The following is a 26,723-nucleotide window of genomic DNA, read 5'->3' as shown; positions in this document are numbered from 1 at the left end:
TCGATGCCGCGTGTTGGCTGAGTCAAGTAAGTATTTGGCTAACGGCGAGCTGCAAAGAAATCAGTGAGGAGAGTTTGGCATTCCCGCTCGAGTATGCCGCCGTGCACTTCGGGGGCATGACCGATGTGAGGGTCGCGCGGAATATCCCATACCGAACCGCATGCGCCAAGTTTGGCATCCCATGCGCCGAACACAATCGTGCCGATATGCGTTTGGATGCAGGCACCCGCGCACATCGGGCAGGGTTCCAGCGTCACCACCAATGTGCAGTCGGCGAGATTCCAGGCACGTGCGGGTGCGGCCTCCAAGCCCGTATGTGCTGCGGAGTCGCCATTATCGGCGTGCCGGGCGCGGGATTGCGCAGCCTCGCGCATCGCGAGAATTTCGGCGTGGGCCAGCGGATCGCCGTGGGTTTCGCGGGTGTTGCAGCCGCGGCCGATAATCCTGCCGGAAGCGTCCAGCACCACCGCGCCGACCGGCACGTCGCCTGCTGATGCAGCTTGTTGCGCCAGTCCCATCGCTTGCCGCATCGCTTCCTCATATGCCACGTTCAAAGCCATACTGCGAGTCTACGCGAGCGCCCATGCGAATCCGACATCCACTTCGGCGGACGGCGTAACGCGTTGTAGCAACAGGTTTTCTATACTGGGCGAAGCCGAGAGAGAAACGAGAGGACGGTCATGGCAGTATTCGAACTCATCCTATGCATTATCGCGGCTGTGGTAGTGAGTTCGTTCGCCAGTCGCTTTATTCCGAAGGTGTCCACACCGCTGGTGCAGATCGCGCTGGGCGTGCTGGTGGCCTACCTGCCGTTCTTCCCGAATGCGCGACTGAATCCTGAACTGTTCATGGTGCTGTTCATTGCACCGCTGCTGTATCTCGAGGCGCACGAAATCGATAAATCAGCCCTGCTGAAAACCTTGAAGCTGAGCCTTTCGCTGGCGATTGGCCTGGCGATTGCGACGATGGTGGCCGTGGGCTTTGTGCTGCATACCGTGTGGCCGGCGATCACGCTGGCGTCCGCGCTGGCATTGGGCGCGGCTCTGGGACCGACCGATGCGGTAGCTGTGAGTTCTCTGGGCAAAGAGGCCTCATTGACTCAGCGTCAACGAGGCGTGCTAAAAGGCGAATCACTGTTTAATGACGCATCCGGCATCGTGGGCTTCCAGTTCGCACTGGCCGCAGCGTTCACCGGTGAGTTCGCCGTGGGGCAGGCCGCCGGCGAGTTTGTGGTGTCGTTCTTCGGTGGCACGATCTTCGGCCTGGTGGTGGCGGCCCTCGCCAATTGGGTGTTTGAGACCGTGCGTTCGCTGGGTTGGGAGACCACGACCACGCGTATTCTGATGGAGCTGTTCCTGCCGTTCCTGCTGTATTTGGGGGCCGAGGAATTCAAGGTGTCCGGCATTCTGGCCGTGGTGGCAGCCGGTCTGTTCATCCGGTTCGATCGCAGCGGCGTAGGCCCGAATGTGGCGCGCACGAATATTGTGTCGTCGTCGGTGTGGGGCGTGCTGAGCTTCTCACTTAATGGCGCCGTGTTCATTCTGTTGGGTATGCAATTGCCGCAGGCGATGACGGCCAGCTGGTCTGACCCACGCATCAATAACACGCTGCTGATTGGCATTATTCTGCTGGTGACTGCCGTGGTGATTGCGCTGCGTTTCATCTGGGTGGCGGCCATGCTGCGCATCGCGCGCGATGTGAATACCGGCAAGCGCCGCAAGATGACCTTGGAGCGCTGGCGCTCTGCCGCAGTGATGACATTCGGAGGCCCGAAGGGCACGATTACGCTTTCGCTGATGTTCACCATCCCGTACTCCATTGCAGGCGGAGCTGATTTCCCGATGCGTGACGAATTGATTTTCATCGCATCCGGCGTGATTATCGTGACACTGCTTCTGGCGAACTTCCTGCTGCCGCTACTTGCTCCGAATCGCGGCAAAGATCCAAGCGCGGAAATGGTTCCGATTACGATTGAAGTGCTGCGCAATACCGTAGAAGAGCTGACCGGCCGTATTACGCCGGAGAACCGCCGCGCTGTGCTGATGGTGATTGATTTGTACACCAAGCGCATCAGCCGTTTGAAGCAGCGCAATGGCGACTCCGATCCGCAGGGATTGGAACGTCTGCAGATCGAAGCATTGCATTGGGAAAAGGAATTCGTGCGCGACCGCTTGGCGGATATCAAGGCCCACCCTGCAACCGACGCCGCCACGCAGGAGTTGAATGTGGAGGCCTGCGAGCGCATGCTCGATCAGATCATGAACACGCTTCGCCACACTTCCACTGACCCGACGTCTGGGCATGCGGTGTCGCAGATTCGCGGCCGTGCACGCATGCTGCAGCGTCGCGTGAACAACTATGCGAAGCGTACGATCTCCAAGATTCGCCACACCACGCCGTTGGTGAGCGAGGATCAGATTTTTGCGCGCACCCGCGAATTGCAGGTGGAAGCCATTCACCATGTGATTGACCGCTTGGTCGATGAGATGGGCAATAGCACCTATAACACCGAGCATTGCTCAGCACTGCTGTTGGATTATCGTCGTGCTGAGGCTTCCCTGCAGGCACGTCCGAATATGAGCGGCACGGCGGCCATGATTACGCAGGTCGAGGAAGTCAAGAAGGAAAGCTACGCCATCGAACTCGGTGTGATCCAGGACATGCTCGAAGCCGGCGACATCAACCGAGCCCAGGCCAAAACCCTGAGGCGCAACATCTATGTGATGCAGGTTGATGCCGATTCCGGCATCTAACCCACATCACCGTCGCGGCACAGCCGCTCCCCTCGGCTACAGACAGCCCACCGGGCTGTCCGCTACACGCCTCGGCAGGTTGATGCCGATTCCGGCATCTAACCCACATCACCGTCGCGTAGCCTTAAGCGCCACCCAGAAGGAACGCCCCAGCAGCACACATAGATATGCGGTGAACAGAATCGCTCCGGTACGCGGCGTCACGGCGGCAGCAATCCAGGTGCCCAAAGGCGCGGTCAGGGCGGCCACAATACCGATAATCAACGCGGCCTTCACATGCACCATGTGCCTGCGCGCATTGGCCACCGATGTGGTAATCGCGTTCGGAAACATGGCCAGCAGCGACGTGCCGCGCGCGATCAAATCACTGGCGCCGAACAGAATCGACAGCGCCGGCACGCAAATCGCGCCGCCGCCAATACCGAGCAGACCAGCCAGAATGCCAGCAATCACACCGAATGCAATCAGCCCAACAATCACACCGGGTGAAAGCATGATATGCGAATCACGCGAGGGATTCGACATCGCCTGATTCACAATCACAAACAAAAGAAACAGCACAAAGGCCCAGCGCAGCACCACTTCAGGCAGTTTGGACAGCAACCATGAGCCGATCTGTCCGCCCACCAGCATGCCGGCGAATACGATAGCGGCCACAATCCAATCCACATCGCCTTCCACAGCATAGGAAATCACGCCGGAAACCGCAGTGGGCACAATGGCCATCATCGATGTTGCGGCCGCATGCCGTTGCGTCAATCCGAGCCAGACGAGAGCCGGTACGATCACCGTGCCCCCGCCGATGCCGAACATGCCGGAAAGCACGCCAACAGCAACGCCGACCACGGCCATGATGATGAGACCGCGCGGCGATTCGTCCAGATGGTTCTGATCAAGATTCTGAGCTGCATCCCCTGTATCCACGGCCACCAGTCTATGACTAGAGCACACCGGAGGTGATGTCGTTGTCCAGCAACCACTGGCGCAAATCAGCGAATTCCTCAAGGCTCACGTTATGGTCAAGCCCGTGATAGCTCTTGGTTTTGAGCCAGGTATGCTCCTCGAGCCACGCGGAGGTGGCGAACAACTCATATTTGGGCACGACGCCGTCGTTTTTGCCATAGGTATAGAACACCGGAATATCCAATTCGGCAAGTCGATCGTCGGCGGGCGCAGTATCGGGCACCTGACCGGGTGCATGGAAACCGGACAGGCTGATCACCGCACGGTATCGCTCGGGATTGATGCGTAGCAGATGTATGGCGACCAATCCGCCTTGGGAGAATCCAAGCGGCACAATGGCACGATCAGCAGGAATATTCGCCGTCACCCATGCATCCACAGCTCGTGCGGCGGCGTAGGCGTCATAGTCAAGATCCTCGCCCACGGGCATTGAACCGTGCAGCCATGCGTAGTTGCCGGGTTCCCGGGAGCCTTCAGGCGCTTCAGCCAGGGTAAGCGGGCCACGCAACGCCGCAAAATCGTTATATGGAGCGATCAGGCGCATGATATCGGCCATCTCCGCTTCGTTGGAGCCCCATCCATGCAGGCAGAGGAACAACGGATGCGTGGGGTGCTGATCAATGCCGCCGCGCGAGGTCACACTACGTTCCACCGTCAACGGATCACCGAAATGGCCCGGCACTTCGCTGGATTCACGGCCAATCAACGGCTCGTATGCGGATTGCGCCAATCCGTTTGTATTCGCTTCGTTGCTCATACCAATCCAATATAAATGCCGACGTCGCAAGACCATGCCAATAGTCCCATGATTTCGCTCACATCAGCAGCCGGGGCTGCAATCACTGCCCGGAGTCGGAGCTCGTCGCGCCGGCGGCATCATCGGGCGCGGCGATGTTCTCGATATCGCCGCCCCACTGCTGCTGCAAGGCAGTCATCTTGTCGGCCTCACCAAACACCATCCAACGTTTGCCGGTGAGCAGCCGCCAATCGCCCTGCGCATTTTCATTGTCGGAGTATTGGTTCAGTAGTTCGGCAATTTTTACTTTGATCGGCGCCTTGCCCACGGCCGCCATGGATTCGGATTCAAACGAGACAAAGGCCACGCGAGGCTCCGCGCACATTTGCACAGTGCTCACACCGGGGATGCCGCCTGTATCCAAGCCCTGCCAGCCTGCCGCGCATTGCCCGGCCGCCTGCTCAATGCCCTGCTCCATTTGCGCAGCGCTTTCCACTGGCGCCTTGTCGTTATCCGGCAAAATCAGGCCTTGCGGGAACAGTACGCCTACGGCCACGCCGACCACCAGAAACGCACCGGCCAGCACAATGGTCACAATGCCGCCGCCGCCCACACCTCCATGCGTGGAATTGCGCGGCATAGTGGCACGCGCCCCAATAACGAACATCAGGGTCAGGCCAATGCACACCGCTGCGGTGAGGGCGATATAGCGCCCCGGCACCTCCACGAGGAACGAGATGGCGTATGGCGCGATTTCGTGTATGGCAGAGGCCGCCGAAGAAGCCACGGCGCACAAACCGGTGACCAACGCCAGTCGCCTCAATATTTTTGATGTTGGACTATCAAGTTTGATTTTGGCGGCACGACGACCGGAACTGTGCGGGCCGCTATGCCGTCGACTGCGCTGGGATTGAGGGGCGTCTTCATATTCAGCTCCCTCAAAGAAGTCGTATTCCTCGCTACTCTTCCCCATAAGAACGCCCTCTCTGCCGACTTGTCTGCCAGTATACCGCCGAGGAACTGGCGCAGCCGTCATTCCGGAGGATGAGCCTGCGAGGCGACAGCGGGTTTGGCGCAAAAAAGAACCCCGGCGGTGCGGGCCGCCGGGGAGAGAAAGGAGAGAGAGAAGAAGAAAGGGGTTCAATTATCGGGAACTGCTGCTGTTCCTGTTCAGCTTTTTGCTGACATGATTTATATAATCACCTGTTTCTGTGTCTAACTCTGGTGTTTTCTGAGAATAACCTGAGAGTTCTGTTTCGAGCCGGTCTCCCAGCCAATCGAGCTGTTTCCGCACTGGGCGCTAGACTTGGTGCCAATACTGTATTTCAAGGAGTTTCTATGCTGCTGTCCGACCGCGATATCATCGCCGCACAGTCCGCCGGCCATATTGCACTCGATCCGTGGACCCCTGAAATGGTACAGCCCGCTTCCATCGACGTGAGGCTGGATCGTTATTTCCGCTTGTTCAATAATCACGCCTATACCTACGTGGATCCGGCTGAAAACCAAGGTGCGCTGACCGAGCAATTCGAAGTGGGCCCTGATGAGCCATGGATTCTGCACCCCGGTGAATTCGCACTGGGCTCCACCTGGGAGTATGTGAAGCTGGACCCGACTATCGCCGCCCGACTCGAGGGCAAAAGCTCGCTGGGGCGTTTGGGCATTCTGACCCACTCCACCGCAGGCTTTATCGACCCTGGCTTCGAAGGGCATATCACGCTGGAGCTTTCCAACGTTTCTACGCTGCCGGTCAAGCTGTGGCCAGGCATGAAAATTGGCCAGATGTGCTTCTTCCAACTAAGCTCCCCCGCCGAGCATCCGTATGGATCCGCAGGTACCGGTTCGCATTATCAGGGTCAGCGTGGCCCGACCCCGAGCCGTTCTTACGAGAACTTCTATCGAGCTCATATCGACGACTGATATACATCACTCACTTGTTCATCCCAGTCAGATCGGATGCGATCCATCTGATGATTATTCGCCGGACCGCATGCCGGTGCTTTGTTCATACGTCAAGGAGATGCAATGACCAACAGCGATGGTGGTTTTCAATTTGATTTTCAAAACAACAGCGAGCCTATTCGGCCGGTAGTGCCGCCGCTGCAAACACCAACAGAGCCGCCGGCGCCAGCACCGGCAGCTGCGCCTACTCGCCCGGCACAATCCTCTGCCTCAACTGCAGCGGGTCAAGAGACGCAGGCGTTCAATCCGTTCCCGCAAACGCAGCCTGCACCTGCGGCGGCCCAGCCAATGGCCGCCGCCCCCGGCCAGCAGCAGTACGTATGGGATCAGGCCACGCAGAGCTTCCATCCGGTTGCCCCTGCCGCACCGGCTTCCACCGCTCCCGTGGTTCCAGCCGCACCGACTCAGGCGATGCCTTATACGCAGCCTGTGCAGCCCCAGCCGGCTAATCCGGCGGCATCTGAGGGCGCTACGCAGGTATTCCAGCCCGCGCAGACCGCTGCGGCAACTTCGCCATTCGTGGCTCCCACGCAGGCATACACCGCACTGAATCAGCCCCCCGCAGTACCGATTTCCGCAGAAGTTCCTGCCGGTGGGACTCCATCCGATGAAGAGGCCACGCAGGTATTCCAGCCGATCGCCAACGCTCCGGTGAAGCTTGCAGGACTTGAGGAGGAGCCGGCACAGCCACTACCGTCGGCCATCTCCCCGTTAGAGGAATTCGCCGACGACGATGAGTCCGGCGACGGGGACAAACCCGGGCGTCACAACGGCGGCGAGAACAAGAAAGACACCCGCAAGATTGCGATCATCGCAGCTGTGGTCGTAGTGGTCATTGCTCTGATTGGCGGCGGACTGTTCTGGTGGCATTCCAACAGCAGCAAGGTGAACCAGGCCGCCGCATTGGTGGAGTGCAAGGCCGCGGCCAAGCAATACGACGCCGCCAAAAAGAAGCTCGCAGCTGCAGTGACTAAGGGTCAGACCGCTATCCAGGTTTCCAAGGGTAAGGTCGCCGACAGCACCACCATCGATTCTTTGAATTCCGCGGTGGAAAAGGGACAGAATCCTGCAGATACCGCAAGCTGCGACGCCACACTTTCCGCTGATGCGCTTAAGCAGCAAGCCAAGGACATGCAGAGTCAAATCAGCACGGTGACTGACCAGACCGACGCCATCAACAGTGGCATCAAGGCGGTGAACGCCTCGGAACAAACCGCTGATACCGATGCGAAGAAGTCCAAGCTCAGCTCGGCAGTGGCTCAGGCGCAAAGCACGTTGAATAATTCCGCCGGTAACGTTGCGGATGAGAACACTCGAACCGCGCTGCAAACCGCTATTACCGACGCCAACACCATCGCGAACAGCTCCAATCCGTCTGATACGGATGTGGACAACGCGATTTCCGCACTGCAGAAGGCCGAGTCGGATGTAAACGCATCCATGCAGGCCAAGCAGAAGGCCGATGCCGATAAGCAGGCTCAGCAAGAGGCTGAAAAGAAGGCACAGGAGGAAGCTCAGAAGCAGTTGGAAGAGCAGCAGAAGCAACAGCAGAGCAATAATAACAATGGTAGTGACGCCGACAATGGCGGTGCTGGTCCAGCTAACTGAGTGATTGTTCGCGCCATATAGCAGAAGGGGCGGATGGGGATTATCCCCATCCGCCCCTTCTTATGTGCTGGCTTTACTACTTACTGCGTTACCGTACGCTTCGCTTTATTGACTACTTGGCCATGGCGCGAAGCACAACCTTGCGCAGCTCGGAGGCAATCAGCACAATCGCCGCCAGGCCGATGCACTCCACCCATGCCAAGGGGCCAAGCGGTGTGGTGCCGAACGCGGAGTTCAGGAACGGCACGTAAATCACCACGAGCTGCAGCGCCACGGACAGGCCGATGGCGCCCCACAGCCACTTGTTCGAGAACAGGCCCACGAACGCGGACTGCAGGTGGGAGCGGGAGGCCAGCGCATTGAAGAGCTGCGCGAACACCAGAATCGTGAAGCCCATGGTGCGGGCTTCGGTCATCTGCGCATCGTGGCCGATCGCCTCCACCGAGCGGTCGGTGAACAGACCGCCGGCCAGGTGCATATCCATGCCGATAAGCGTGACAATCGCCATGATGATGCCGATGTAGATGATGTCGCCCCACATGGAGGCGTCAATCACGCGATCGGTCACCTTGCGGGGCTTGCGACCCATCACGTCCTCGGTTTGCGGATCGACGCCCATGGCGAGCGCCGGCGCGGCGTCGGTCAGGAGGTTGATCCACAGCAGCTGCGTGGCGAGCAGCGGCACGGTGACGCCCACGGTTTCCGGCTGGCGGATGCCGAGGAATCCGGCCAGCACCACACCGAGGAACACGGTGAACACTTCGCCCACATTGGAGCTCAGCAGGTAACGCAGGAACTTGCGGATGTTGTCGAAGATCACACGGCCTTCACGCACAGCGGCCACGATGGTGGAGAAGTTGTCGTCTGCCAGAATCATCTTGGCGCTCTGCTTGGTCACTTCGGTGCCGGTGATGCCCATGGCCACGCCGATGTCCGCGGACTTGACGGCCGGGGCATCGTTCACGCCGTCGCCGGTCATAGCCACGATGTTGCCCTGGCGCTGCAGGGATTCGACGATCTTGAGCTTGTGCTCGGGGGCCACACGCGCGTAGACGGAGACTTCGGCGGTGGCCTTGTCGAGTTCGGCTTCGCTGCCCAGCTGGTCGAGCTGGTCGCCGGTCAGAGCCTTGCCATCCTTGGCGATGATGCCGAGGTCGGAGGCGATGCGGGCGGCGGTGAGCGGATGGTCGCCGGTGATCATCACCGTACGGATGCCGGCACGATGCGCTTCGGCCACGGAGTCGCGCACCTCGGTGCGTGGCGGGTCGATGATGCCGACCATGCCGTTCCAGATGAGATCGGTTTCGATGGCCTCGGCCTGGTCGGCGATATCCGCCACCTGACCGGCTGCGTTCACGGTAACGCCGGGCACATCGGCAAGCGAGCTGGTTTCGAGCGGGCGGGCCGCCTGACCGAGTGTGCGGTAGGCCTCGGAGGAAAGGCGTTCCACGGTGGCGAGGATGGTTTGGCGGTCGCCTTCGGTGAGCTTCCTGACCTGGCCACCCACGCGAATGCGGGTGCAGTAGCTCAGCAGCACATCCGGAGCTCCCTTGGCGAATACCGTGAGTTTCCCGGAGTCGGTGTCATCCTTGGCGATGATGGACATGCGCTTACGCTCGGAAGTGAACGGAATCTCACCCACGCGGGTGTAACGCTGCGCCTTGTGATCGGCCTTGACCTTGCGGGCCGCCACGATCAGCGAGACTTCGGTGGGGTCGCCCACGGTCTCCCAGCGACCGTTGGCGTCTTGGCGCAGTTCACCATCGTTGGCCAACGTGCCGGCAAGTAGTGTGGCCACAACCTCATCGGCCGCGGTCTTGGCCTGTTCGGAGTCAGGGCTCACACCGCCGGTCATTACCATGCGTCCTTCGGGCGCGTAACCGGTGCCGGTGATCTGCACTTCACCGCTCGGCGTCACGACGCGCTCCACGGTCATTTCGTTGCGGGTTAGGGTGCCGGTCTTATCCGAGCAGATCACGGATGCGGAGCCCAGCGTTTCCACCGAGTGCAGTTTCTTGACGATGGCGTTGTGGGCGGCCATGCGCTGCACGCCGAGCGCCAGTACCACCGTGAGGATCGCGGCCAAGCCTTCCGGCACGGCGGCCACGGCCAACGAAACAGCAAGCAGCAGGGAATCAATCACATCATGAATGTCATTGAAGCCTTCAAGCACGGCGAGCGCCACCAGCACCACGACGGCGATAATGCACACCGCAATGCCGAGAATCTTGGAGACGTAATCCATTTCCTTCTGCAACGGAGTCTTCTCATCTTCGGTGGCGGAAAGCATGTCCGCGATCTTGCCGACCTGCGTGTTCATACCGGTGCCGGTCACGATGGCGCGGCCGGTGCCCTGGGTCACGGAAGTACCGTTGAAAATCATGTTGGCGCGGTCGCCGAGCGCCTTGGCCGCAGCCAAGGTATCGGGCTTCTTGCCCACCGGCACCGATTCGCCGGTCAGCGACGCTTCTGCGATGCGCAGGCTGGCCGCGTTCACCAAACGACCATCGGCGGACACCGAATCGCCTTCGGCGAGCACGATAATGTCGCCGGGAACCACGTCGGCGGTGTTGATGCGCTGCACTTTGCCGCCGCGCAACACCGAGGTCTGCGGAGCAGTCATTTGGGCGAGCGCCTCGACTGCCGCCTCAGCTTTGGCTTCCTGCATATAGCCGAGCACAGCATTGACAATCAAAATCAATACGATGACCAGCGCATCGAACGGAAGCGCTTCTCCGCCTTCGGCACCGGGCACGGCATTGACTTTCTCAATGAACCATGCGATTACTGAGATCACAGTTGCCGCAAGCAGCAGGTAGACTAGCGGATCCTGGAACTGGGTCAGGAATTTCTTCCACTTCGGCACGGGCGGTGCGCCGGCGAGTTCGTTCGGCCCGAATTTGGCCAGTCGGCGCTTGGCTTCCTCATCACTCAGGCCCTGGCTCGGATCGACATTCAGGGCTTTGGCTACATCCTCAGCGCTCGTCAGGCTGGGATCGACATCCCCAAGTAATGCCTCTTGGGCGCGGACTTCTTCTGATTCCACGATCTCATTCGTTGCGGTCGCGGATGCGGATTGATCATTCTGGCGATCAACCATGGTGTTCTCCTTGGTATTGCCGCGGAGTAGTCAGTTCCGGTGGCGTTCGGGTTATCTCTCCCTCCCGGCGACAGAACTGCGCGGTTGTGGGCACCGACGCAACTGCTGCCGATGCATACCTTGCCATTATTGCATAGCGCGGTAGATTGCTCGTCGCACAGCGTAATGGCGTTTTGCCTAGTGGCGTTCGCTGCGCAGCCAATAAATCGCAACCGCTCCATGCACTTGTCTATGCCAGCGGCACAATCCGAAAAGCGAACTGCATTATTTTTGGTAGCGCTACCAGTAATAATGTTCAAAACCAAAATATATCCCCCAAAACATTGTAATTTCAACAAACACTCTCACCTGAAACTATTTTTGGTAGCGCTTTCAATTTTGTGTTATTATGCAATCACCTGACGCGGAAGGCTCAAGGCAGAGACTCGTAGCGTCCGGCTTTAGAAGAAAGACCAAAGGAGATCATGATGAAACGAACTTCGGCCATACGAGCAGCGGTAGCAATGACCTTGGTTGCCGGTCTATCTCTTGCCGGCTGCGGCAACCCGACCGCCGGCGGCACCGCCGATAATGTGGACACGACAGCGGCGGATTACTGGCCGGACGCCACCAAGAACCTTGACGGCGTGAACCTGACCTTCTGGGTAGGCCAATCCGACAGCAAGGTCCCGGTTAAGGTCATCTCCGATTTCGAGAAGGCCACCGGCGCCAAGGTCGATCTGCAAATCATTCCGGACAGCTACGAGAACAACGTTCAGACCAAGATCACCACAGGGGACATGCCTGATCTGGCCACGTGGGAACCCACCAACTCCATGCTCGCCGGTTTTGTCTCCACAGGCAAACTGCAGCAGCTCGACAACGCACCTTGGGTTGACAACTACATTGACGGCGTCGCCGATCTCGGCCAAACCAAGGGCCATCGCTATGCAGCACTGATTTCTCCGGTCAACGTGATGGGAGTCTGGTACAACAAGAAGGTCTTCGAGAAAGCCGGCATCACCGAAACCCCTAAGGGCTGGGATGAACTGGTTGCCGCAGCGAAGAAAATCAAGGATTCCAACGCCGCCGACTCCGCATTCTTTGAAATGGGCGGCTCCCAGTGGGGCACACAGTGGGCCGTTCAGGTGCAACTGGCCGAGGCCGCCAATGATGGCCTGTGGGATCGCGTCAATTCAGGCAAAGAGAAGTTCACCGACTCCACCATCATGACCGCCATCGAGAATTACAAGAAGCTTATCGACGACGGTTACTACAACTCCGATGCAGGTTCAGCCACACTGGACGATCAAGCAGCAGCCCTCTGGGAAGGCAAAACCGGCATGGTGATTGGAAATAATGCGCAATTCAATGTGGCCGCAGCCCTCGCGGACAACGACAAGACCGCCATCGATGAGAACCTCGGATTCTTCCCCATCTCCAGCAAGGGCAACATCTCTTCCCTCTCCCCTGGCGCCTCAAGTGCAGTGGTGGCCTTCAAGACCGGTGATTCCACCCGCGAAGCCGCAGCACGCCAGTTCCTCAGCTTCTGGATGTCCGACGGCTACGAGAACTTCGTGAATGACCGCGCCTTGGTCTCAGCGCTGAAGACCGTCGACTCCCCGGCAAGCGTGCCACAGGCCTTGCTCGATGCCGCATCCTCCATCGCGAACTCGGCACCTTCCATGCAGTCCGCAGCAATCGCCAATCCTGATCTGTACATCAACCTGGCCAATATGATCAATGGCACCGCGACCCCGGAACAGGTGGCGGAAACGACTCAAAACCAGTTCGCACAGATCGCCAAGGCACAAGGCGCCAAAGGCTTCTAACCAAACTTCTCCTCCTCCTACTCCTCCATCAAGATGTTTCGGGGGAATCCTCACCCCCGAAACATCTTCCATGCTTCGCTCCGGCCACGAGCCCTCAAACACTTTCCGCGCAAACTTCTGCACCCACACAGCACAACGGCAATATCGCGCTTCAAGGGAAATAACTATGAATCCTCATAAAGCTTTGATGAAACAAAACTATCCGCTGAGATTCCTTATCCCAGCAGGGGCGATGCTCGTAGTGTTCTTCATCGTGCCAACGGTGATGAACTTCGTATTCGCCTTCACCGATTGGTCGGCATTCAAAACCACCATTGATTTCAACGGAATAGACAACTTTGTTACCCTATTCCAAGACGGCACCCTGCTGCGAGATATCCGCACCACACTGATTTACGCCGTATGCATCGCCGTCTTCCAGAACACATTCGGCCTGCTCCTCGCCGTACTGCTCGAAGAAGACACCCGGCTCAATCGCTTTGCCCGCGTGATGTTCTTCATCCCGGTCATCATGTCCGCCCTAGCCGTAGGCTACATTTGGCAAGCCGTGCTGAAAACCGACGGAGCCCTGGACCAGATGCTCAGTGCGCTTATCGGGCATCACGTCACCACCGGGCTGCTTGGAAACACCACTTGGGCCATTGTCGTCATCTCCGCCATCCAAGGCTGGAAGTGGATGGGTCTGGCCATGCTGATTTTCCTGGCAGGCCTCAAAACCATCGACGCAGATGTTATAGAAGCCGCCCGCATCGATGGCGCCAACGGCCACCAGCTGTTCTGGACCATTAAATTCCCCCTGCTGGCACCCGCCTTCACGTTTAACGTGGCCACCTCGCTGCTCGGATCACTGAACGGATTCGACATGGTGCAGGCCATGACCAAAGGCGGACCGGGTGGCTCCACCGAAATCCTCAACATCTTCGTGTGGCGCACTTTCGGCCAAGGCCTCTATTCGCAATCCACCACAATGAGCATGATTCTGTTCATCCTCGTCGCCATCATCGCTTTGCCGGTCATCTACTTCCTGCGCCGCAGGGAAAGGAACATCTTCTGATGAGTAGCGTTACCGCACAATACAACGGCCATAAAGAGCAGCAAGCGTTCAAATCCAATGCTCCTCGTTGGCGGCGTATCCTTCATAATGCCATTGTCATCATCGCGATGCTGGCCCTGCTCGCAGTCCCCTTCTGGCTGCTCATCGTCACCGCCGGAAAAACTCAAGCCGAAGCCCTGAAACTGGACATGTCCCTGCCACGCAAATGGATGCTGTTGGAGAACTTCGCCACTGTCATCAAAGACGGCAAAATGGTGGCTGCACTATTCGGCTCCATCGCAGTCACTGTGCCAGCAGTGCTCATCGCCATTCTTTTCGGTTCCATGGCCTCCTGGATTCTGGCCCGACGGACCACCAAGCCAATGGCTTTCCTGTATGCACTCGGTATCTCCGGATTGATTCTTCCGCCAGCAGTGGTCACCGTAATGATGCTACTGAAAATGATCGGGCTTTCCGGCACTGCACTTGGCATGATTTGCGTGTATGTGGGCATTTATCTGTCAACCGTGATTTTCTTCGTGACTGGCTTCATCCGCACCATTCCACCATCCTTGGAGGAATCCATGCGAGTTGATGGCGCAAAACCAGCACGAATATTCTTCACCTTGATTCTGCCTCTGCTCAGTCCGACCATCGCCACCGCAACAATCCTGCTCATTCTTTACATCTGGAATGACGTGTTCTACGCATTGTTCATTCTCTCCGGCAAGATGAGCACGTTGCCGCTTAACCTCTACAATGTGGCAAGCGCCGGCCTGTACCTCAATAACTGGCATCTAATCTTCGCCTACATCATTTTGATGAGCCTTCCGCTGCTCATTATCTTCGCGGCGGCACAACGTAAAATCATCAGCGGCATCACAGGAGGCGCCGTGAAATGACCACATGTGCGAAGAAGGTCAATACCGGCCATAATAAGTGTAGTATTCACGCGTTGAAGCACTATGGTGTGCCAGCCAAACCGACCTAGGAGGAGATCGTGAACGAGAGCACGAGGCCAACAGCCAAGAAATCGCCGTCGATCAACGACGTTGCTCAATTGGCCGGGGTGTCCGTCTCCTCCGTCTCCAGATATCTGAACAACGGTGCCCACTTACGGGCCGACAAGAAAGAGCGCATAGCCCAGGCCATCGCAATGCTGGACTATCACCCCTCACTGTTGGCACGTGGATTGGCTGCGAGCCGCTCGAACACCATCTCCTTGTTCTCCGGCCAACGCCTGCTGTATGGTGTCACCGGCTGCATCCAAGGTGTGGAAGCCGCTGCGTCCGCCGCGGGGATCGTGGTAAACGTCGTACTGCTGGACGAACGGCAATCGCCGGATCAGCTTCGACAGACCATCAAATCCACACTCAGCGCCAACCCACTGGGAGTCATCATCGATCAGCCTCGCTACGGCACCGGCTGCGATGAGATTCTACGATCAGTCAATAAGGATGTGCCCGTTGTGCTGATTGGCGGCAATCGTCGCCAAGGGCAATGCCAGCTGTTCACATACGATGACCGTGGCGGATACGCCGTCACCCAACATCTGCTGCGGCTGGGGCACAAAACCGTGTTCCATGTGGCGGTTCCCGAGGAAGACGAAACCCAGACACGGCAATCCGGCTGGCGTAAAGCTTTGGAAGATGCAGGAGCACGCATTCCCGCTTTGTACCGCACCAGTTGGGATCCGAAAGACGCCGAAGCCATCGGCCGCAAACTGGGCCAGGATGATGAAGTGACCGCGATTTTCGCCGGCAACGACGAGATCGCATTGGGCATCATCCGCGGCCTGCATGCGGTTGGCAAGCGCGTACCGGACGATGTCAGCGTCGCCGGATTCGACGACAATCCCATCGCAAGCCTCTCGATTCCATCCCTCACCACTTGGAGACAAGATTTCGAACGCATTGGAGCTTTCGCCACGAATCTCATCCTGAATCGAATTCGCCAAGGCACTCCACTCGAATCCGAAATCCCGTATTACATCGGCGACGACGCCGATCAACTCATCGTGCGAGAATCCACTGCAGCACCGCGCAGCTAGTTCATCTAGCCCCGCTCGGTTTGCCCGAGTCCGTCGGCAATCGCGGACGGCTGCGTGTGGAGCATCGCATGCGCAAAGGAACCTACTATGCAGACCACCGAATACCCTGGGCTCACCGCGACCGATGCGATTACCGCAGCCGAGTCCACCACATCAGCATCCATCGCCAACACCACGATCCTGCGCACCGTTTCGCGCAATGGCATCACCGCTCAATATCGCAAGCATATCGATAGCGGAATCGTCGATCTTCTCCTAGTTCCGGAAGGTTCGCTGGCCCAGGTGATTCGCGGTGACTGCGCGCCTGAACCATTGATCCAAGCCAAAATCATCGGCGATGATTATGCGGGTGGATACGCCCAGGGGCGCACTATGCGAAACTCGCCAACCACTTATGCCATGCGATTCCAAAGTCAGGAAGAAACCGACACCAAACTGGGCGAGACGATTGTCACAACACGATTCGTCGATGAGCGAGGCCTCGAATACACACACAACCTGACGTTTGGCGCGCATAGCCATTCGGTCCGCATCGACACCGAGGTCGTGAATGTGTCACATGCCCCATTCACCTTCGAGATGCTTTCGAGTTTTACTTTGGGCTCGCTAAGCCCGTTTTCGGAGGGTATAGCCGAAAACACCCTTATGGTGCACCGCATGCGCAGCACATGGAGCGCAGAAGGTCGACTGGACTCGCGCAGCGTCGAAGATCTTCAACTGGAACCGGATTGGCAGGAACACGTGGCCAATTCATTGCGGTTCGGATGCGTCGGTTCGTTCCCCGTACGAGGTTGGGTGCCTTTTATCGCAGTGGAAGATCGCGCTCATGACATTACATGGGCCGCCGCAACCACGCACGCTTCCAGCTGGCAAATCGAGGCGTATCGCAAAGATAACGGGCTAGCCATCTCAGGAGGCATCGCAGACCGCGAGTTCGGACATTGGACCCACACCGTGCAACCAGGAGAGCGGTTCGTCGCACCCAGTGGCGTGCTCACTGTGGTACACGGCGGAGTGGATGAAGCTTCGCAGGCTTTAGCCGGGCATGTACGCGAACGTCTCGTACTACCGGCCTCTGAGCAGCAGCAGCCTGGCTCCGACGCCGGGCTACCTATCATCTTCAATGAATTCTGTTCCACTTGGGGACTTCCCACCGAACAAAGCGTGCTGGCACAGGTGGAACAGCTTAAAGGCCACGGCGTCGAATACGTGGTGATGGATGCCGGTTGGTTCGACAATAAGCCATTCTCAGAGGGAACCAGGTTCGGCGCATGGCAGGTCAGTAAGGAATCGTTCCCGCACGGCATTAAATATGTAGTTGACGCAATTCATCAAGCTGGCATGAAGGCCGGCGTATGGTTCGAATTCGAAGTCGTAGGCCGGCAGGAAACCGAGTGCTTCAATCGCGAGGAATGGCTGCTGAAACGCGACGGCATTCCGATCACCTCTGACCAGCGGAGATTCTGGGATATGCGCAACGCAGAGGTCCAGGCTTATCTGCACGAACGCGTCATCGATTTCCTTCGCGACAACGGATTCGATTACATCAAGGTCGACTATAACGAAACGTTGGGTATCGGATGCGAGACGCCGGGCAAGCCGGAAAGCACTCTGGGAGACGGACTCTATGACGTGATCCAGGCCTCGCAGGCGTTCTTCCGCCAAATCCGCCAGGAACTGCCGAATGTGGTAGTGGAGATATGTTCCTCAGGTGGGCATCGTCTGGTGCAGAGCTTCATGGAAATCGGTGCAATGGCCAGTTTCTCTGACGCTCATGAATGTGATGAGATTCCGCTCATCGCCGCCAATATGCACCGCATTATCGAACCGAGGCAATCACAAATCTGGGCCGTTATGAGAGCCGAACTGACAGAAGCGCAGCAACGATATCGTCTGGCATCCGGCTTCTTGGGACGACTGTGCCTGTCGGGGGATATGGGTCTGCTGTCTGCCGAACAATGGAGAACCATCGATGAGGCGCTTTCGCTCTATGGCACCGCATCAGCCGTCATCGATCACGGAGTCAGCGTTTTCTACGGCACGCCCATTACCAGCTATCGCAGGCCGCAGGGATGGCAAGCCATCGTGCGCCATGGTACGGATCGCGCTTCGGGACAAACATTGGTTGTCCTGCACACCTTTGCAGGCATGAACGAAGATGCATCCATTGAGCTGCCTCTTGCAGCCCCACAAGATTGGAATGCTGACGATGCAGCCTCCATGATGGCCTCTCATCGCTCTGACGGATCAATCCATATGTTCGCCCGCAACGGACTGGAAGCCACCGTTTCCGACGGCATACTGCGCATCAGCGGTTTGCGTAATTGGGATTCTGCAGTCATTGTCTGCGGAACAAACGCTCAATGAGGTCTTCGTCAATCAGAAGCAGGCGGGGTCGCATCGTCTCGCGCACTACGGCCTCGCCTGCTTCCCCGCCAATGATGATGCGTTTCCGCATAATCCATCAAATGCCCAACGCGACCTCATGAAAGATGGTGCTGGTGTCGTCCGCAATGCCGTTCTGAGTTTGCGCAGACAACTGATCCCGCTCAGGACGATATGCCGTCACCGGAACCGTGTATTCCATCTGATCGACCTCTTCACCTTCGATTTTGCGGATAAGCACATCAACAGCTTTTTCCGCTATCTTCGCATACGGCTGTATGACAGTCGGCAATGAGGGACTGGCGAACTTGTAGACATACGATCCGTCATATCCGAACAGAAAGAGGTCATCCGGAATCTTCCGCCCCATTTCGAGTGCGCGCTTTTGAATCGCGAGTGCAATCAGATCAGAGGCAAAGATGCCATCGATGTCCTGATTATCCGTGAGGAATGTATCGGCAATCCTGAGATACGGCTCTATCTCAAATTGGTTCAGTCCCAACTCGAAAGACACGCAACGAATGCCATGCTTGTGCATCTGCTCGGCAAACACTCGATAGCGTTCAAAAGAGGGGGACCGCACTTTGGAATAGCCAATAAACTGCGCCACATTAGTGCAGCCGTGTTCAATAACCGCACGAGCTGCGATCATGCCGCCCTGAACATGGTCGGCGCTCACCACGGGGATACTGCTGGCTAGATAACGATCGAGAGCAACTACAGGGGAGCTAATACCGGCATAGTTAATATCAAGCGAATGACTGCCGATAATCATGCCGTCCACTTTGTTGGCCATGAGTAAGTCGATGCACTCTTTCTCTTTCTCCTCAGAATGCATCGTGCTGCAAAGAATCATCTTATAACCGCGACGGTTGAGTTCATCTTCGATGTATGAGGTCATTGTAGAGAAGAATGGATGAGCGATCTCAGGAATCACGAAACCAATGAGTTGTGTCTTCTGCGAATACAGGCTTCGCGCGATTTGATTAGGCTGATAATGCAACAAATCAATCGTTTTCTGTATATTGTTTCGCGTTTGTTCGGAGATATATCCACGGTTGTTGAGATAGCGAGACACCGTATTTTTCGAGACACCGGCCACCCGGGCAACATCAGTTATCGTAACCATCATTTTTCCTTGCTGTAATGCCCAACCGTACGTCCACATTGCCGTAGGTCAAGTCTATTAGCCGCAAGACTAGCAGACTTGACCTGTAGCATACCCGGCTTGTATCTCATCATCCGGTTGGTTGTCTCATAGCTATCTTACGTAGGAGGATTTACCATCAGCGCCCAAGGCCTTATCCCTTGACCGATCCGGCCAGCATGCCGGAAACCAGATACCGTTGCAGGAAGAAGGAGATGACGATGACCGGCAGTGAGAACAATACTGCCGCTCCGGTCATCGGACCCAGATCAAGGCTGTATGAAGTCAGGAATTCCGACAGGGCCACCGGCACGGTTTTTGCTTCACTGCTGGTGAGCAGCAGCGCAACCAGGAAATCATTCCAGGCCAACAGGAAGGTAAAAATACCAGTGGAGATCAAGCTAGGAACCACTACGGGCAAAATCACCTTGATGAATGCGGTGAACGGACCTGCACCATCAACAGCTGCGGCCTCATCAAGATCCACGGGCACGTCTTTGAAGAAGGAGATCATCATCCACAGCACAAACGGCATATTCACACCCGCATACACAATGCAGAGCACCGGCAGGTAATCGTAAAACCCAAATTGCTGGACGAGACTATAAATCGGCACCACGATGCTGGACATCGGAATCATCTTGAGGCACAGCACTAGAATCAGCAGGAAGTTGCTAAACCGAGAGACCGCAGTGCGGGAAATCGCATACGAGGCCAAAGATCCCAGCAGCAGGCAGATCAGCGTACTTACCAGCGCGGCGATAAAGCTATTGCCAAAATACATGCCGATATCAGAAGTTTGGAACACCTTGATGTAGTTCTCCACCGACCAAGTCTTCGGGAAGAATGTGGGATGAACGGAAATCACATCCTGCGAAGGCTTGAATGAAGAAAACAGCATGTACAAGTAGGGGAAAATGAACAGCAGTAGGAAGACTACCGCCAACACGTACATGATAATAATCCACAGATTGTCGCTCCGATTGCGACCAAATTTCTCATGGAACATGTCGTCTACCTCTTGTCCTTCTTCAGCTGAGTCATAAGGGTGATAGCGATAAGCACTACGATGAAGATGACGGCCATGGCGCTGGCATAGCCGACATCGCCGTACCGCTGCAGCATCTTGTAAATATGCACGCTCAACAGCTCTGAAGACCCCTGCGGACCGCCCTGGGTCATGGCCCAGATGATGTCGAACGTTCTTGCAGCGTCAATGACACGAATGACCAAAGCGCTAAAGAGCACACCCCTGATATTAGGAATGATGATGTGGATGATAACCTGCCATTTGTTCGCACCTTCAACGGACGCCGACTCATACAGACTATCCGGAATCGATTGGATTCCCGCCAAAAACATCAGCATCATGAACGGCGTGGTCAGCCAAACATCGGCGATGATGCATGATATGAGGGCAAAACGCGAGTCCGAAAGCCACAAGATGCTGTCCGTGGACTGCAAAAGCCCGATTCGCACCAGCAGCACATTCACAATGCCGAACTGACCGCTCAGCATGAATTTCCATACCAGACCGGCCACCAACGGCGCAATCATCAACGGGGACAGGATGAACGTTCGAATGGCCTTGAACCCCTTGTATTTATTCGTCAGAATGACGGCGAGCGCCAAGCCAAGAATCGTTTCCACGCCGACTGCCACGACGACATAAACCAATGTGTTCCATGAATCCATCTGGAACTGATGTGACGTAAAAGCCTTGATATAGTTTTTCAGACCGACAAACGTTCTGCCGTCATAGCGGTCTCCGACATCGAAGAAGCTATCGTAAACGAGCTTCAATAGGGGGAACAGCAGGAACGCCGCCATGAACAATCCTGCCGGCAGGAAGAATAGGCACAGCGTCTTCTTGCTGAATGTGGAACTCAACATCTTTGTTTTGCGCATGTTACCCGAGGAGTATTGATTCAAGCGATCTCCCGATGTGACTGTTTTCTGTTCCATGTCACCTCCCGTGTGAGAACACGGTGATTGAGATTGGTTGTGATCGTCGCCCGTATACAGCGGCGATCACAACCAATCGTTTTTCTATTTCATCGAACGCAAACCGCAATTCGTTCCTGTTGATTCATGCGGTTTCCGGCAATCGTCTTTTTCGGCACATCAACGAAAGGATGCGGTTCAGCCCACGAGATCCTGAATGCTCTTCTGAGCAGTTGCCAATTCGTCTTTGGCATTAGCTCCCTTAAGCACGTTTTGCACCATTGGAGAAAGCACCTCGGTCTCGATTTGCGTCCACATCTTGGTTGCAGGACGATTCTGAGTCTGCTTGGCATCAAGAGTGGTTTCCAATGCCTTGACATGCGCATATTCGGGATTGTCTTCATACTTGGCAAACACACTCTTTCGGGCAGCCACGCCAAGGGCGGTCATGTATCCTTCGTTCTTGCCATACATGAACTTGAGATACTTCTTTGCGATATCCTGCTTCTTGGAGTTCTTCAGTACCACCTCATACCAAGGGCCGGGAATGGCACCGATACCTGCAGACCCGCCAATCATCGGGGCGGCACCGACTTTATCACCAAGCTCCTTCGCGGAGGAAAGATAGAAGTGTCCCCAAGTAAGCTGCATCGCCAGCTTGCCCTGATTGAACAAGTTGGAAATCTCACTGGTGCCCAGCGAGAGATAGTCGGATGGGATGGACCCGTCGTTGACCAAATCCTGCATATACTCAAGCGCGTCGCTATACGCCTTGTTCTCAAGATCCGGCTTACCATCTTCATCGAGAACGAGATTGTCGGCACCGGCCTGAGTAGCGAACTCCAGCCATCCGGTCACTGAATCGGCACCGGTCTGGCCGATCATCGCAGTACCGTACATATCATCTTTGGTGAAGAATTTCGCAGCATCGCGGTATTCATCCCAAGTGGTGGGAACCTTCAGATCATAGCCGTATTGCTCCTTGAAAGCCTTCTGATTATCAGCATTTTCAAAAAGATCCTTACGGTACAACAACACCTTGGAATTCGTCCAGGTAGGGATGCCCAACAGCTTGCCATCGATGGTGCCGCCTTCCTTAAGCTGGGGCATAAGATCATCTTCATCCGAGCTGGAAAGAACCCCATCCACTGAAGACAACCCCTTAGCCAAGGCGGGGAACCATAGCACATCAATTACGGCCAGATCATGCGTGGCTTTCCGGGAATCGGTTTCGGCTTTCAACTTGTCGTACAGGCCAGAATACGGAGACGTATCAATCTTGATTTTGTAACCGGTCTGCTTTTCGAATTCGGCAGCGGTATCTCGCGCCACTTGCTCAGCAGGTCCGCCCCCCTCGACCAGCAAGCTCAATGTCTTGTCGTCCTCGCTTGAACCTGCGGAGCCGCATGCCGCCATAGAGAGCATGGTGGCCATCGCGGCGATTACAGCTATGCCCTTGTTGTATGAACGATTCATCATCGAACCTTTCTCTTATCTTCAGAACTTCCTTATTGTGTCATCCTTGACAAGGTCAGGATACATTAACTCGGTTTATATGTCAACCGATTAACATATAGCCGACACGCTAGAAAAATAAATATTTTTGCCGATGAGTTTATTTTTATGTTTATCGGTTGAAATAAAAACGAATACTCGTTACTATGGGAACCAGTCTCGGACGGCGACCATAACGATGCGCAGCAGCACACATATTGGCACCACCGCTGATTTGAATTAATCAGTCACATAACCTCAAGGAGGATGTTATGGCGGGCAGCTACTACTACGACGTCACCACTTGGCCGGTAGGCAACCCTCATACCGATATAGGCGAAGTCATCAACAGCATTATCGCCGACGTAAAAGCTCACCAAATAGATACGGATAACAACGGCGAAGGCAAGCCTGGCGCAACCATCTACATCCCTTCCGGTGACTATCACCTCACCACGCAAGTACGCATCGATATCAGTTATCTACGCATAGTCGGCGCCGGGCACGGATTCGTTTCCTCCAGCATTCGGTTCAATACTCCCAAGGAAGACTGGGATAATCTCCATGAAATATGGCCCGGCGGCAGCCGAATCCTCGTCGACCTGCCAGCGACGAATCACAGCTCCGAGCAAGAAGGCGCGGCTTTTGTGGTTTCACGTAAGGGAAATCCTCGAATCAGCTCGGTGGAATTCGCTAACTTCTGCATTGACGGATTGCATTTCATCGATGACGATTCAGGCAACAGCGACCCTGAAAATACATATCTCAACGGCAAAACCGGCATCTACATCACTGATGCACAGGATTCGTTCCGCATCAATGGCATGGGATTCGTCTATCTCGAACATGGCATCGTGATTCACGACGCTGACGCGCTCAGCATCCATGACAACTTTATTGCCGAATGTGGCAACTGCATTGAACTACGTGGATCCGGGCAAGCGTCGAAAATCACCGACAATCTCATCGGTGCCGGATACCGCGGATATTCCATTTTTGCGGAAAACTTCGGCGGACTGCTGATTACCGCCAACAACGTATTTCCACGCGGAGCCAGCACTGTCTTCTTCAGGAACGTTTCCCGTTCATCCATTACCAGCAACCGATTCCACGCTTTCTATCCAGGCGTAATTGTTCTTGAGAAGGGTTGTTCGGAAAACCTCATCGCATCCAACCATATTTATCGCGCTTGCGAACCTTGGCCTCCAATGAAGCGATATGGCAATGGGCTCGATGATCTCTACGGCATCATCCGTATCGAAGGGAACGAGAACTCCGTAATCAGCAACCACATCTCCGATATCGTGGATGAAATCAACATTCGCCCAGAAGGTGCTGCCCCCGTCATTATTCGCCTTGTCCGCGGAACGGGAAACTACATTGCGAGCAATCACATTGTCGCCACCACCGAAGGCAACGACCACGATGAGGAGACCGATGAAGGGTCATGCTTCTCTACTCAAGTAGAGGCGGTCCTCGCGACGACGAAGACCCATAGCATTCCCGTAGTCGCCGTGCATATTGATTCAGGATCCTCTCGCAATACCGTGCTCGATTCCGGAACGGAATCGCAGGTGTCCTTGGATGTCACAGTCAATGCTTTCCGTCCAACGCCTTCAGCACCAGGAATTTGCTGAAACCACTGGATGAAGCACTTCGCACGATAACACTTGCCGGATGGGATTTCCCTTTTTCACCCATCCGGCATCCATATATCAACCCAGGGAGAACCCACAATGACCATGACCATCAACGCCGATGGCTACACCACAATTGAGATATTTGCTGAATATTCAGGAATAGACGGCGACCCGGGAACTATTCGTCTGACCCCTCTGAGCTCAGACACAAGTGCCGTTACAGTATGCATGTCTGCTGCAGAGCGCCGGTCACGACTCATTCTCGCAATCAATCCCGAAGAAAAATATGTGCTGGAATCCGACAATCTGAAAATAGATTTCGGCTACCTCACCGGCGGTAAAGACCTACTCGACCGAGGGATTCGCATCATTACCACGGATACGCGCATCTCTGGCCATAGGCCAAACGCGCATTTCGAACCAGCACAGCATTGGATGAACGACCCCAACGGACTATGCCGTTTCCAAGGGCGATACCACATGTTCTATCAGTTCAATCCATATGGATGGCAATGGGATGATATGCACTGGGGCCACGCAGTCAGCAAGGACCTTATCCATTGGATCGATCTGCCGATCGCACTACTTCCTCAACCTGAACTTTCACGGGACAAGGCACTCACAGGAGGCGCATTCTCCGGTTCTGCCATTACCACGGACAGCAAAGGGCACATTGTGCCAGGCGATGAGGCCGACGTCCTTCGCATTTATCTCACTCGGCACTGGGCACGACTTGGGCACCCTGAATCTGTTGTAGAAACACAAACCACTACCATCAGCACTGATGGCCTGACATTCGGCCCCGAAACCATCGTTATTGAACGGCCTTCAACGGAGACCGGACTAGATTTTCGTGACCCGAAAATCGATACCACGCTATTTGACGGCACTGCGGTTGCAGGCACTCCAGCAATCGTAGTGGCAACCAACATGCCATCTACCTGCGCACCTGAATTAGGAGCTCCAGGCACCACGCCACGCCCCCATGATGATAACTACTGGTTCGGAGCCGAACCGTTCTCCGCATCTCAACAGGAATCCGCGGATTTCAGCCGCACGCCGACCCTCGCATTGTTCCAGGCAACTGACGCCAATCTGAATAAAGCCCGCTGGGAATACACCGGGCCGCTACTGTTCGAAACCGGATTGGCCGAGTCATATACCTATGAGTGTCCAGATATATTCACACTTGACAGATCAGCAGTAGCCGTGGGGTCACTCATGCACCTGCATGATGACAGCGGCCGCTTTCAGCCAATCCGCTGGTACACCGGCACCCTCGAGACAACAAGTGTCCAAAATTCACCAAAACTCGTCGTATCCCACACTGGCTGGTGCGATTTCGGATCCTGCTATTATGCAGTGCAATCCTTCCGGGATCAGCATCGCGGCGCTGACGGCACTTTCATCAATCGCCGCATCGCGATTGGATGGTTATGCGACTGGTACGGCGTTCGCATCGAACGTGACGATTACGCCAATGGAGCAATGGGACTTCCAAGGGAGCTGCACGTAGTCGATGGGCATCTCACCTCACACCCCATTGATGAGGTGTATGAACTCCTACTCGGAGAAGAGATTCATCTCATTCCAATGTCGAACTCCCCCGTGCCGGAATATAGCGATTCTTGCAATCAGGACTTTGATGCTCACGCGCTCATACCATCGCATGCTTATTACGCAGATATCCGGCCGGATCCCGGCACTTCGTTTGAGACAATACTAGTTTCAGGACAGCGCAGGCAGCCAGATGGCACGACGGCAGACGCCTCGCTTCATCTAAGCAGCGACGGGTCAGCCGTTCATCTCACCACGACCGGGCTTCCTACAGACGGCTTCAATTACACGTCTAAAACGAATCGCATAGATCGTATCGAGGTTTTTTACGACCATGGAATAACGGAGGTATTCGTCAACAACGGAGAGGATGCCGGCAGCATTCTTTTCGATTGCGATGAGTTCGACAGTCCGGATTTTGCAACTGAATTCAGCGTGCGTGAACTTTCCGGTTCGATTGCGTTGCGTGGGCTCCGAAGCATCCGGTGACATCGCCCACCCACACCGCAGCGCATGATTCTCAATAAGAACCATGCGCTG

General features: G+C 55.9%; 19 protein-coding genes. 10 read left to right on the top strand and 9 right to left on the bottom strand.

All coding sequences use genetic code 11. The features are described 5' to 3' along the window. Positions 1–38: 38 nt before the first annotated feature. Positions 39–560 carry a nucleoside deaminase gene (locus tag F7D08_RS09190; RefSeq protein WP_152210332.1) on the bottom strand — a complete coding sequence of 174 codons (522 nt, stop codon included), beginning with the start codon at positions 558–560 and terminating at the stop codon, positions 39–41. Between the two features lie 120 nt (positions 561–680). Here F7D08_RS09190 and F7D08_RS09185 point away from each other — a divergent pair, with 120 nt between their 5' ends. Further along, positions 681–2,753: a Na+/H+ antiporter gene (locus F7D08_RS09185; RefSeq protein WP_152210331.1), complete on the top strand. Its 2,073-nt coding sequence runs from the start codon at positions 681–683 to the stop codon at positions 2,751–2,753. Positions 2,754–2,861: 108 nt separating this feature from the next. Here F7D08_RS09185 and F7D08_RS09180 read toward each other — a convergent pair whose 3' ends face one another. From F7D08_RS09180 to F7D08_RS09170, 3 genes are all read right to left on the bottom strand, one after another. Further along, on the bottom strand, positions 2,862–3,677 hold the full coding sequence (locus tag F7D08_RS09180; protein ID WP_226803469.1) for a sulfite exporter TauE/SafE family protein: 816 nt from the start codon (positions 3,675–3,677) through the stop codon (positions 2,862–2,864). Positions 3,678–3,693: 16 nt separating this feature from the next. After that, entirely contained in the window at positions 3,694–4,473 is a 780-nt protein-coding gene (locus tag F7D08_RS09175; protein WP_152210330.1) for an alpha/beta hydrolase, read from the bottom strand. A gap of 82 nt (positions 4,474–4,555) precedes the next feature. Then, the gene (locus F7D08_RS09170; RefSeq protein ID WP_152210329.1) at positions 4,556–5,425 is read right to left on the bottom strand and encodes a hypothetical protein; all 870 of its coding nucleotides are present in this window, start codon (positions 5,423–5,425) and stop codon (positions 4,556–4,558) included. A gap of 365 nt (positions 5,426–5,790) precedes the next feature. Between F7D08_RS09170 and dcd the strand changes: the two genes are divergently transcribed. After that, complete coding sequence (dcd, locus tag F7D08_RS09165; protein WP_152210328.1) at positions 5,791–6,372, top strand: dCTP deaminase; 582 nt, start codon at positions 5,791–5,793, stop codon at positions 6,370–6,372. Between the two features lie 105 nt (positions 6,373–6,477). Further along, positions 6,478–8,022 carry an FIVAR domain-containing protein gene (locus F7D08_RS09160; RefSeq protein ID WP_152210327.1) on the top strand — a complete coding sequence of 515 codons (1,545 nt, stop codon included), beginning with the start codon at positions 6,478–6,480 and terminating at the stop codon, positions 8,020–8,022. A gap of 112 nt (positions 8,023–8,134) precedes the next feature. Here F7D08_RS09160 and F7D08_RS09155 read toward each other — a convergent pair whose 3' ends face one another. Further along, entirely contained in the window at positions 8,135–11,122 is a 2,988-nt protein-coding gene (locus F7D08_RS09155; RefSeq protein WP_152210326.1) for a cation-translocating P-type ATPase, read from the bottom strand. A gap of 464 nt (positions 11,123–11,586) precedes the next feature. On the opposite strand from F7D08_RS09155, the gene F7D08_RS09150 reads away from it, so the two are divergent. From F7D08_RS09150 to F7D08_RS09130, 5 genes are all read left to right on the top strand, one after another. Further along, positions 11,587–12,933 carry an ABC transporter substrate-binding protein gene (locus tag F7D08_RS09150; RefSeq protein WP_226803468.1) on the top strand — a complete coding sequence of 449 codons (1,347 nt, stop codon included), beginning with the start codon at positions 11,587–11,589 and terminating at the stop codon, positions 12,931–12,933. A gap of 187 nt (positions 12,934–13,120) precedes the next feature. After that, positions 13,121–13,987 carry a carbohydrate ABC transporter permease gene (locus F7D08_RS09145; protein ID WP_226803467.1) on the top strand — a complete coding sequence of 289 codons (867 nt, stop codon included), beginning with the start codon at positions 13,121–13,123 and terminating at the stop codon, positions 13,985–13,987. Further along, positions 13,987–14,868 carry a carbohydrate ABC transporter permease gene (locus tag F7D08_RS09140; protein ID WP_152210324.1) on the top strand — a complete coding sequence of 294 codons (882 nt, stop codon included), beginning with the start codon at positions 13,987–13,989 and terminating at the stop codon, positions 14,866–14,868. The genes F7D08_RS09145 and F7D08_RS09140 overlap by 1 nt, the downstream gene beginning before the upstream one ends. A 98-nt stretch (positions 14,869–14,966) precedes the next feature. Next, positions 14,967–16,016, top strand: coding sequence for a LacI family DNA-binding transcriptional regulator (locus F7D08_RS09135; protein ID WP_226803466.1), 1,050 nt, complete (start codon positions 14,967–14,969; stop codon positions 16,014–16,016). A gap of 87 nt (positions 16,017–16,103) precedes the next feature. Further along, positions 16,104–18,383 (top strand): glycoside hydrolase family 36 protein, encoded by a 2,280-nt coding sequence (locus F7D08_RS09130; protein ID WP_226803465.1) that lies wholly within the window; start codon positions 16,104–16,106, stop codon positions 18,381–18,383. 97 nt (positions 18,384–18,480) lie between these two features. Here F7D08_RS09130 and F7D08_RS09125 read toward each other — a convergent pair whose 3' ends face one another. From F7D08_RS09125 to F7D08_RS09110, 4 genes are all read right to left on the bottom strand, one after another. Then, positions 18,481–19,533 carry a LacI family DNA-binding transcriptional regulator gene (locus F7D08_RS09125; RefSeq protein ID WP_226803464.1) on the bottom strand — a complete coding sequence of 351 codons (1,053 nt, stop codon included), beginning with the start codon at positions 19,531–19,533 and terminating at the stop codon, positions 18,481–18,483. Positions 19,534–19,702: 169 nt separating this feature from the next. Then, on the bottom strand, positions 19,703–20,557 hold the full coding sequence (locus F7D08_RS09120) for a carbohydrate ABC transporter permease (protein WP_152210322.1): 855 nt from the start codon (positions 20,555–20,557) through the stop codon (positions 19,703–19,705). A 5-nt stretch (positions 20,558–20,562) separates the two neighbouring features. After that, the gene (locus tag F7D08_RS09115; protein WP_226803463.1) at positions 20,563–21,513 is read right to left on the bottom strand and encodes a carbohydrate ABC transporter permease; all 951 of its coding nucleotides are present in this window, start codon (positions 21,511–21,513) and stop codon (positions 20,563–20,565) included. A 177-nt stretch (positions 21,514–21,690) separates the two neighbouring features. Then, complete coding sequence (locus F7D08_RS09110) at positions 21,691–22,971, bottom strand: ABC transporter substrate-binding protein (protein WP_226803462.1); 1,281 nt, start codon at positions 22,969–22,971, stop codon at positions 21,691–21,693. A 287-nt stretch (positions 22,972–23,258) separates the two neighbouring features. Between F7D08_RS09110 and F7D08_RS09105 the strand changes: the two genes are divergently transcribed. Next, a complete protein-coding gene (locus F7D08_RS09105) occupies positions 23,259–24,623 on the top strand; it encodes a NosD domain-containing protein (protein ID WP_152210321.1) in 1,365 nt (454 codons plus the stop codon). Between the two features lie 99 nt (positions 24,624–24,722). After that, complete coding sequence (locus tag F7D08_RS09100; RefSeq protein WP_152210320.1) at positions 24,723–26,672, top strand: glycoside hydrolase family protein; 1,950 nt, start codon at positions 24,723–24,725, stop codon at positions 26,670–26,672. Positions 26,673–26,723: the final 51 nt, after the last annotated feature.

The sequence above is a fragment of the Bifidobacterium cebidarum genome, from assembly GCF_009193305.1.
GTDB lineage: Bacteria > Actinomycetota > Actinomycetes > Actinomycetales > Bifidobacteriaceae > Bifidobacterium > Bifidobacterium cebidarum.
This window is presented reverse-complemented; position numbering and strand designations above follow the sequence as displayed.